Origin of the sequence: Mesorhizobium sp. M7A.F.Ca.US.005.03.2.1 (assembly GCF_003997795.1) — a bacterium.
Taxonomy (GTDB): Bacteria; Pseudomonadota; Alphaproteobacteria; order Rhizobiales; family Rhizobiaceae; genus Mesorhizobium; species Mesorhizobium ciceri.
In genome coordinates this window covers 1-7,796 of the sequence record NZ_RZRP01000228.1, presented here as the reverse complement: position 1 = coordinate 7,796, position 7,796 = coordinate 1, and the positions used below count along the sequence as shown (strand labels likewise).

Below are 7,796 nucleotides of genomic sequence, written 5' to 3'. Positions count from 1 at the left end.
GCTGTTCATCCTGACTGCTGTTCTGGCGGGGCTGGCCGGCATGATCAGCGCCTTCCGCATTTCGGCCGCTTCACCGGTGGCCGGCACCGGCGACGAACTCGAAGTGAGCGCCATGGTGGTGGTCGGCGGCACGGCGCTGACCGGCGGACGCGGCACGATCCTCGGCACCATCGTCGGTGCGCTGATGCTGCGCGCGATCCGCAACGGCATCGTGCTGATCGGCGTGCCGGGCCTCGCCTACAATATCTTCGTCGGCCTGATCATCCTCGCCATGCTCATCCTGCACGCTTTGCTGCAGAAGAACGCCGCAAGGGGCTGACGATGGAAGTTCTCCGGCTGCAGAATCTGCAAAAATCCTTCGGCAGCGTCCGCGCGCTGAAGAATGCGTCCTTTGCCCTCAAGGAAGGCGAGGTGGTGGCCCTGCTCGGCGACAACGGCGCCGGCAAATCGACGCTGATCAAGGCGATTTCCGGTGTGTTTCCGATCGACCGTGGCGACATCTATGTGCGCGGTGAAAAGGTTTCGATCCGTTCGACACGCGACGCGATGGACCTCGGCATCGAGACCATCCACCAGGATACGTCTCTGGCGCCGGATCTCAGCATCGCGCGCAATCTTTTCCTTGGGCGCGAGCCGGTCAAGCTGAAATGGCTGGGCGTGTTCGCGCCGCTCGATTTCGCCAAATTGCGAGACGCGGCGTCGGCGCTGTTGAAGCGCGTCGGCATCTCGAAAAAACTCGACGCCGATGCGCTGGTCTCGACGCTATCGGGTGGCGAGCGGCAGTCGATCGCGATTTCTCGCGCCATGCAGTTCGCTGCCAAGGTCATCATCCTCGACGAACCGACCAACAATCTCGGTGTCGAGGAAACCCATGGCGTGCTGCGCTTCGTCAAGGAGGTGCGTGACGCCGGTCATTCCGTGCTCTTGATCACCCACAACATCCATCACGTGTTCCAGGTCGCCGACCGCATCATCGTCATGCGCCGCGGCGAGATCGTCGCCGAGCAGACGGTTGCCGATACCGATCTCCTGACCGTGGAAAGCATCATCACCGGCGCCGACATGTCGGCCCTGCTGAAAGAGACGAGAGCGAAGTGAAGAAGTTGGCCGTCACATGGTAGAACTTTACGGCAAGACGCTTTCGCGCCGGCAGGTGTCGGAACGTTCGGGCATGCTGTCGCAATTTGCCGGCGTGCGGCTGATGACGCTTGGCGACGGGGTGGAACGCGGCATCCGCATGCTGGAGTTCCGCACCGGCTCGGGCCTGCGCTTCACGGCACTGGTCGACCGGGCGCTCGACATCGCTGACTGCGACTTCAAGGGCCAGGCGATCGGCTGGCATTCGCCGAGCGGTTTTCGCCACCCCGGCCTGCACGATTATGAGGGGGAAGGGGGGCTCGCTTGGGCGCGTTCGTTTTCAGGGCTGCTTGTCACCTGCGGCCTCGACCACATATTGGGCCGGGAAGAAGTGCCGGCCGATAGCTACAACTACCCGGGCAGGAAGACCGTGATCCATTCGCTGCATGGCCGCGTCGGCACCATTCCGGCGCGGCTGACCGGTTATGGCGAGACCTGGGACGGCGACCGCTGCGTGCTGTGGGCCGAAGGCACCGTGCAGCAATCGGCAGTGTTCGGCGAGGATCTGCATCTGATCCGGCGTATCGAGGCCGATGTCGGCGGCAACGAGATCCGGCTGTCGGATCGCGTCGTCAACCACGGTTTCAACCGCACGCCGCACATGTATTTTTACCACGTCAATGTCAGCCATCCCTTGCTCGACGAGGGTTCGCGCTATCTGGCGCCGATCCGCGACGTCGTCTGGGCTGGCCATGCCGGCGAGCGCTACCAGGCGCAGAAGGTGGGTTACCGCACGATGCCGGCGCCGCAATCGGGTTTCAGCGAGCAGGTCTGGCAGCACGAGATGGCGGCGGACGCCAATGGCGAGGTGCCGGTGGCAGTGGTCAACGATCAGCTCGGGCTCGGCTTCGAAGTGGTGACGCGCAAGGACCAGCTGCCTTGCGCATATCAATGGCAGAATTTTCAGGCGGGGCAGTATGCGCTGGGCATCGAACCCTCGACGCATCATGTGCTCGGCAATCTCGCGGCGCGCGAGCGGGGCGAGATGATCTGGCTGGAGCATAGTGAAAGCCGTTCTTACGACGCAGTGTTCCGGGTGCTCGACGGCGCCGGCGCGATCGCCGAGGCCGAAGCAAAGATCGCGTCGATCGCCAGGCAGCCGCAACAGGATTATCCTGTGCCGTCGGGTAATTTTCCGGGATTGGCGGACAGGGCATGAGGCGAAACGAATGCTCCGGCTGGCGGGCCGGAAATCGGAGGTCGATGTGATGGAGAAAAAGCGCGACTACAGCCTGGTCGGGGAAAGCACGCGCATCGCGATCGAGACCGGGCTGGCCTCGGCCGAGTGGTATCACACCGATGTGCCGCGCAAGGCGATGAAAGAGCTGATGCAGCGCTCGGACGGCCCGGCGATCCGCGACACGATCATCTGGATCGTTGCCATATTGGGTTCCGCCGCCGGGATCGCCTGGTTCTGGGGCACGTGGTGGGTGGTGCCGTTCCTGCTCGTCTATGGCGTGCTCTACGGCTCGTCCAGCGACTCGCGCTGGCACGAGTGCGGCCACGGCACCGCCTTCCGCACACGCTGGATGAACGATGCCGTCTACCAGATCGCCAGCTTCATGCTGATGCGCAATCCGGTGACCTGGCGCTGGAGCCATGCCCGCCACCACACCGACACGATCATCGTCGGCCGCGACGCCGAGATCGCGGTGATGCGTCCGCCGGACCTGCTGCGCGCCGCACTCGCCTTCACCGGTGTTCTCGATTTCCGCTATTCGCTGCCGACGCTGGTGCGCAATGCGTTCGGCAGCATCTCGCCGGACGAGAAAAGCTTTATTCCCGAGATGGAGCTTCACAAGGTGGTCACAGCCGCGCGCTGGCATGTCGCCATCTATGTCGGGGCGATCGGGCTGGCGCTTTATCTGTGGTCGTTCCTGCCGCTGGTGCTGATCGGCCTGCCGCGCCTCTACGGCAGCTGGCACATGGTGCTGACCGGCCTGCTGCAGCATATCGGGCTGGCCGACAATGTCACCGACCACCGGCTGAACACGCGCACCGTCTACATGAACCCCATCAGCCGCTTCATCTATTGGAACATGAACTATCATGTCGAACATCACATGTTTCCGATGGTGCCCTATCACGCGCTGCCGAGGCTGCACGAATTGATCAAGCACGATCTGCCCGAGCCGAACCCTTCGATGTGGCATGCCTATCGCGAGGTCTGGCCGGTGCTGCTGAAGCAGCTTCAGTACGAGGATTATTTCCTCAAACGTGAATTGCCGCCGACGGCGCGGCCGTACCGGGACGAATTCCATGCACTGACCGTTCCGGCGGCGGCGGAATAGGGAAAAGCAGATGGCCGACTGGGTTGAAGCGTGTGGCGTCGACGATGTCGAGGAAGAGGATGTCATCCGCTTCGATCATGGCGGCCGTACCTTCGCCATCTATCGCAGTCCCGATGACGAGTACTTCGCAACCGACGGATACTGCACGCATGAGAAGGCGCATCTGGCCGATGGGCTGGTGATGGACGACATCATCGAATGCCCCAAGCACAATGGCCGCTTCAACTACAAGACGGGCGTGGCTCGAGGCGCACCGGTATGCGTCAATCTCGCCACCTATCCAGTGAAGGTCGAGGCTGGCAAAGTGATGATCCAGATCGGCTGACCTGCCGCCGAATGCAACTGAGGGAACCCTTTTGATGAGCCGAAAAAGACCGACGGTGGCGGATTTGCGCGCCATGAAGGGCAAGCGACAGCTGACCATGCTGCGTGTGCTGACGATGGACGAGGCCGAGGCCGCGGAGCGCGCAGGGGTCGACATCGTCTCGGTGCCGCCCGAATTGGTGCTCAACCCTGAGTACCGCGACGCGGCGCCCAGCCTGTTCACCATGCCGGGCGACAATTTCTACGAGATCGGCACGGCGGACGATTTCGTGCGCTGGGCCTTCCGGCTCTACAAGGCCGGCGCCGACGCGGTCTATTGCAGCGCCGGCTACGCCACGATCAAGCGGATGGCCGATGACAATATCCCGGTGATCGGCCATGTTGGCCTCATTCCTTCCCGCGCGACCTGGACTGGCGGCTTCAAGGCGGTCGGCAAGACCGCCGACACCGCCATGGATATCTTCGCGGCGGTGAAGCAGCTGGAGGCTGCAGGCGCCATCGGCGCCGAGATCGAGGTGGTGCCGGTCGAGGTGGCCAAGGCGATCTCGGAGCGGACGTCGCTGATCATGCTGTCGATGGGAGCGGGTACCGGTTGCGATGCGCAATATCTGTTCGCCGACGACATTCTCGGCCAGAACCGTGGCCACATGCCCCGTCATTCCAAGGTGTATCGCAATTTCGCCGCCGAATATGATCGTTTGCAGGCCGAGCGTATCGCCGCGTTTTCGGAATATGTTGCCGACGTGAACAGTCTCGCCTATCCCGAAGACAGGCATGTGGTGCATATGGATCCGGCTGAACTCAGCCTGTTCATGAAGAGGGTCGACGGGGCGTGAAATCTCAAGGCAATGATGCGACGGACGAGGCCGCGCCGGTTCATATTCTCACGCTTTCCTGCGAGGATCGGCCGGGGATCGTCGCCGCCGTCACGGCGGAGCTTGCCGCGAACGGCGCCAACATCGCCGAAAGCAGCCAGTTCTGGGACCGGCAGACCAATCGCTTTTTCATGCGGATCGCCTTCATCAGCCCGCCAGGCTCGACCGGGGACAGTCTGGCGCGGGCCCTGGAATCGAGCGTCGACCGCTTCGGCATGAAGACCGCGCTGGTCGATCAGGGACGCCGCCCGAAGATCATCGTCATGGTCTCCAAGTTCGACCACGCGCTTCTCCATCTGCTGTACCAGATCAGGGTCGGCTGGCTGAACGCGGAGGTTGCAGCCGTCGTCTCCAACCACGAGGATGCCCGCCGCTTCGCCGAGCTGGAGGGCATTCCCTACCACCATTGGCCGACCACCAAGGAGAACAAGGCCGAACAGGAACAGAAGCTGCTGGACCTGGTGCAGCGGACAGGGGCCGAACTGGTCATCCTGGCGCGCTACATGCAGGTCTTTTCAAAAGGTCTGTCGGACCGGCTGTTCGGACGGGCGATCAACATCCACCATTCGTTCCTGCCGAGCTTTAAGGGCGCCAAGCCGTACCACCAGGCTTTCGACCGCGGCGTCAAGCTGATCGGTGCGACGGCGCATTACGTCACTTCCGACCTCGACGAGGGCCCGATCATCGATCAGGAGACCGAACGCGTCACCCATGCGATGAGCGCCGAGGATTTCGTCGCTGTCGGGCGCGACATCGAAAGCCGGGTACTGGCGCGCGCCGTCAAGCTGCATCTCGAAGCCCGCGTCATGCTCAACGGCCACAAGACCATCGTCTTCTGAGAAGCCGCGTCAGGCCGGCCAACTGGCGCCGGCGAGCGCGGCGTAGAGCGCTTCGGCGTCGATACCGAGCGGCCGGTCCTCTTTCAGCATGGGGACGAGAGCGCGGATTGCCGTGTGAATTGCGGCGGTGCGCGGCGCCAGCGTGAAGCCGTCGCGCAGGTCGACGGCCTGCGCGGCGGCCATCAATTCGAAGGCGATCAGCCGCCGCCACAGCGCGATCATCCCTGCGCATTTCGCAACCGCCAGAGGTGTCTGCGTGGCGTGATCCTCGACGCCCTCCGACACGGCCAGAAAGTCGAGCATCACCGGATTGGCCTTGTGGCGGATGGCGGCCAGGATCGAGGTCACTGTCTTCTGTAGCGGTACGAAGCCGGCGGAGGCGCCGCCGACCGGCGACAGATATTTCGGTAGGCCATTGCGGCCCGAACCGGTGAGCTGGATGAAGCGCGCGGCACTGGCCGCGGCACATTGGGCGATCGCCAGGCCGAGCGTCTCAAAGGCGAGCGCCAGTGCGGCGGTGTGGAAATTGCCGGTCGACAGTACCAGTTCATCATCGCCCAGCACCAGCGGGTTGTCGGCGGCGGCGTTGAGCTCGATCTCGACAGCCTGTCTCGCCTGGCCGATCGCCTCGATCAGTGCGCCATGGACCGACGGCATGCAGCGGATCGACAGCGGGTCCTGCAAGGTGGTCGGTGCCGGCGCGTCGTCTCGGACGAGCAGATTGTGCAGCACCTTGGCTGCTTCCTGCTGGCCGGCTGCCGGGCGCGCCATATGCAGGCGCGGGTCGAGGATGGTGCGGTTGGCACCAAAACCTTCCATGGTCAAAGCCCCGGCATGCTGTTGCTGGGCCAGGGCAGTGAGGGCATCCGTCACCGCAAGTGCGCCGCTGCCGGCGGAAACCGCCGATGCGTTGATCAGCGATAGCCCGTCCTTGGGCGCCAGGCTGATCGGGGCGAGGCGCGCCATCATCAGCGCCTTGGCCGCCGGTATGCGACGGCCCTGATAGTCGGCTTCGCCTTCGCCGGTGAGCATGCGGGCGAGTGCCGTCATCAGCACCAGGTCGCCGGCTCCGATCGAACCGAGCGAGGGCATGACGGGATGGACGCCGGCATTGAGCGCGTCGAGCAAAGCAACGAAGACGGAAGACGAAAGGCCGGATCCGCCAACCGACAGCATCGCTGCACGCGCGGCCATGCTTGCCCGCACGGCATCGACCGGCAATCCTTCGCCGACGGCGCCGCTGCGTCCCTCCAGCAACTGGCGCTGGAAGGCTCCGGCATCGCCCTCTACAGCAGTGCCGAGATTGGCGCCGAGCCCGGTGTTCAAGCCATAGATCTGCTGGCCGGACGCTGCAGCCTGGTCGAGCACTCTTCGTGCCTTCTCCAGCCTGCCGATGACATCGGGTCCGATCTCCACCTTGCGCCCATCGCGGGCGACCGCAGCGACATCGCCGACGCCGACGCCGGTTCCGGTGAGGACGAGCGCGCTCATGCGAAGCGCAGTCTCTGGCCGATGCCTTGCGCCTGCGCCTTGGCCAGCATCGCCTTGCCCAACGCGATATCAGACAGCGACAGGCCACGATGCCAGAACAGGATCGTTTCGTCGTCGCTTTCGCGCCCGACTTTCAGGCCGGCGGCGATCTGGCCGAGTTCGGCATGCAGCGTCTTCTCGCTCAGCCGCCCGGTCTCGACATGGGCGCGTAGCGAGCCGAACTTGCCGCCCTTGCACTGGCCCCAATCGTCGACGACCATTTTCTGCATGATGTCGGTCAACGACAGTTCCACCGCGCTCATCGTGCCATAGGGCACGACCAGCGCGCCGGGCTTGATCCATTCGGTCTTCAGCAACGGCTGCGGCTCCGGCAGCCGCGAGGCCTCGACGACGATGTCGGCGCCCTCGATGCAGCTTTTCCAGTCGGCCACCGCTGTGACCGTCTTGCCGAGATCGGCTGAGAGTTCGGCGGCAAAACCGTCGCGGCTTTCCGGGCGGCGCGAATGGACGCGAATCTCGTCGAAGTCGAAGAGATGGTCGAGCAGGCGCACATTCCAGTAGGCGGTGCCGCGCGCGCCGATATGGGCCAGCACCTTGGAATTCCTGCGCGCCAGATGCCTGGCGCCGATGGCGGTGACGGCGCCGGTTCGCATGTCGGTGATGACGGTGGCGTCGAGGATGGCGCGCGGCGCGCCGGTGCGCGGGTCGAACAGGTTGAGGATGCCGAATTCGGAAGGCAGGCCATGCAGGTAATTGTCGACATAGTCGCCGACGATCTTGACGCCGGCCGTGTCGAGCGGCGCGACGTAGCCGCGCAACACGTTGAAATGGCCGTGGAA

8 protein-coding genes and 1 pseudogene are annotated in these 7,796 nt (G+C 64.0%); 7 read left to right on the top strand and 2 right to left on the bottom strand.

Going from position 1 to position 7,796, the window contains the following annotated elements; all coding sequences use genetic code 11:
* The 7 genes and pseudogenes from EN991_RS14825 to purU all read left to right on the top strand — a co-directional run.
* Positions 1 to 319: pseudogene (locus tag EN991_RS14825) on the top strand (ABC transporter permease); the annotation flags it as partial.
* Positions 316 to 1,098 (top strand): ATP-binding cassette domain-containing protein, encoded by a 783-nt coding sequence (locus EN991_RS14820; RefSeq protein WP_024501560.1) that lies wholly within the window; start codon positions 316 to 318, stop codon positions 1,096 to 1,098. The pseudogene EN991_RS14825 and the gene EN991_RS14820, both read left to right, overlap by 4 nt.
* Positions 1,099 to 1,114: 16 nt before the next feature.
* On the top strand, positions 1,115 to 2,296 hold the full coding sequence (locus tag EN991_RS14815) for an aldose 1-epimerase family protein (protein ID WP_013530830.1): 1,182 nt from the start codon (positions 1,115 to 1,117) through the stop codon (positions 2,294 to 2,296).
* A 10-nt stretch (positions 2,297 to 2,306) separates the two neighbouring features.
* Entirely contained in the window at positions 2,307 to 3,428 is a 1,122-nt protein-coding gene (locus EN991_RS14810; RefSeq protein WP_127369031.1) for a fatty acid desaturase family protein, read from the top strand.
* A 10-nt stretch (positions 3,429 to 3,438) separates the two neighbouring features.
* On the top strand, positions 3,439 to 3,753 hold the full coding sequence (locus EN991_RS14805; RefSeq protein WP_013530832.1) for a MocE family 2Fe-2S type ferredoxin: 315 nt from the start codon (positions 3,439 to 3,441) through the stop codon (positions 3,751 to 3,753).
* A 34-nt stretch (positions 3,754 to 3,787) separates the two neighbouring features.
* Entirely contained in the window at positions 3,788 to 4,588 is an 801-nt protein-coding gene (locus EN991_RS14800; protein WP_127366970.1) for a 3-methyl-2-oxobutanoate hydroxymethyltransferase, read from the top strand.
* The gene (gene purU, locus EN991_RS14795; protein ID WP_127369030.1) at positions 4,585 to 5,466 is read left to right on the top strand and encodes a formyltetrahydrofolate deformylase; all 882 of its coding nucleotides are present in this window, start codon (positions 4,585 to 4,587) and stop codon (positions 5,464 to 5,466) included. The genes EN991_RS14800 and purU overlap by 4 nt, the downstream gene beginning before the upstream one ends.
* A gap of 9 nt (positions 5,467 to 5,475) precedes the next feature.
* Here the strand turns inward: purU and hutH are convergent, their stop codons facing one another.
* Both hutH and EN991_RS14785 read right to left on the bottom strand, forming a co-directional pair.
* Positions 5,476 to 6,957, bottom strand: coding sequence for a histidine ammonia-lyase (hutH, locus tag EN991_RS14790; protein WP_127369029.1), 1,482 nt, complete (start codon positions 6,955 to 6,957; stop codon positions 5,476 to 5,478).
* On the bottom strand, positions 6,954 to 7,796 hold an 843-nt coding region (locus EN991_RS14785), incomplete at its 5' end, for an ornithine cyclodeaminase family protein (protein WP_164769073.1). The genes hutH and EN991_RS14785, both read right to left, overlap by 4 nt.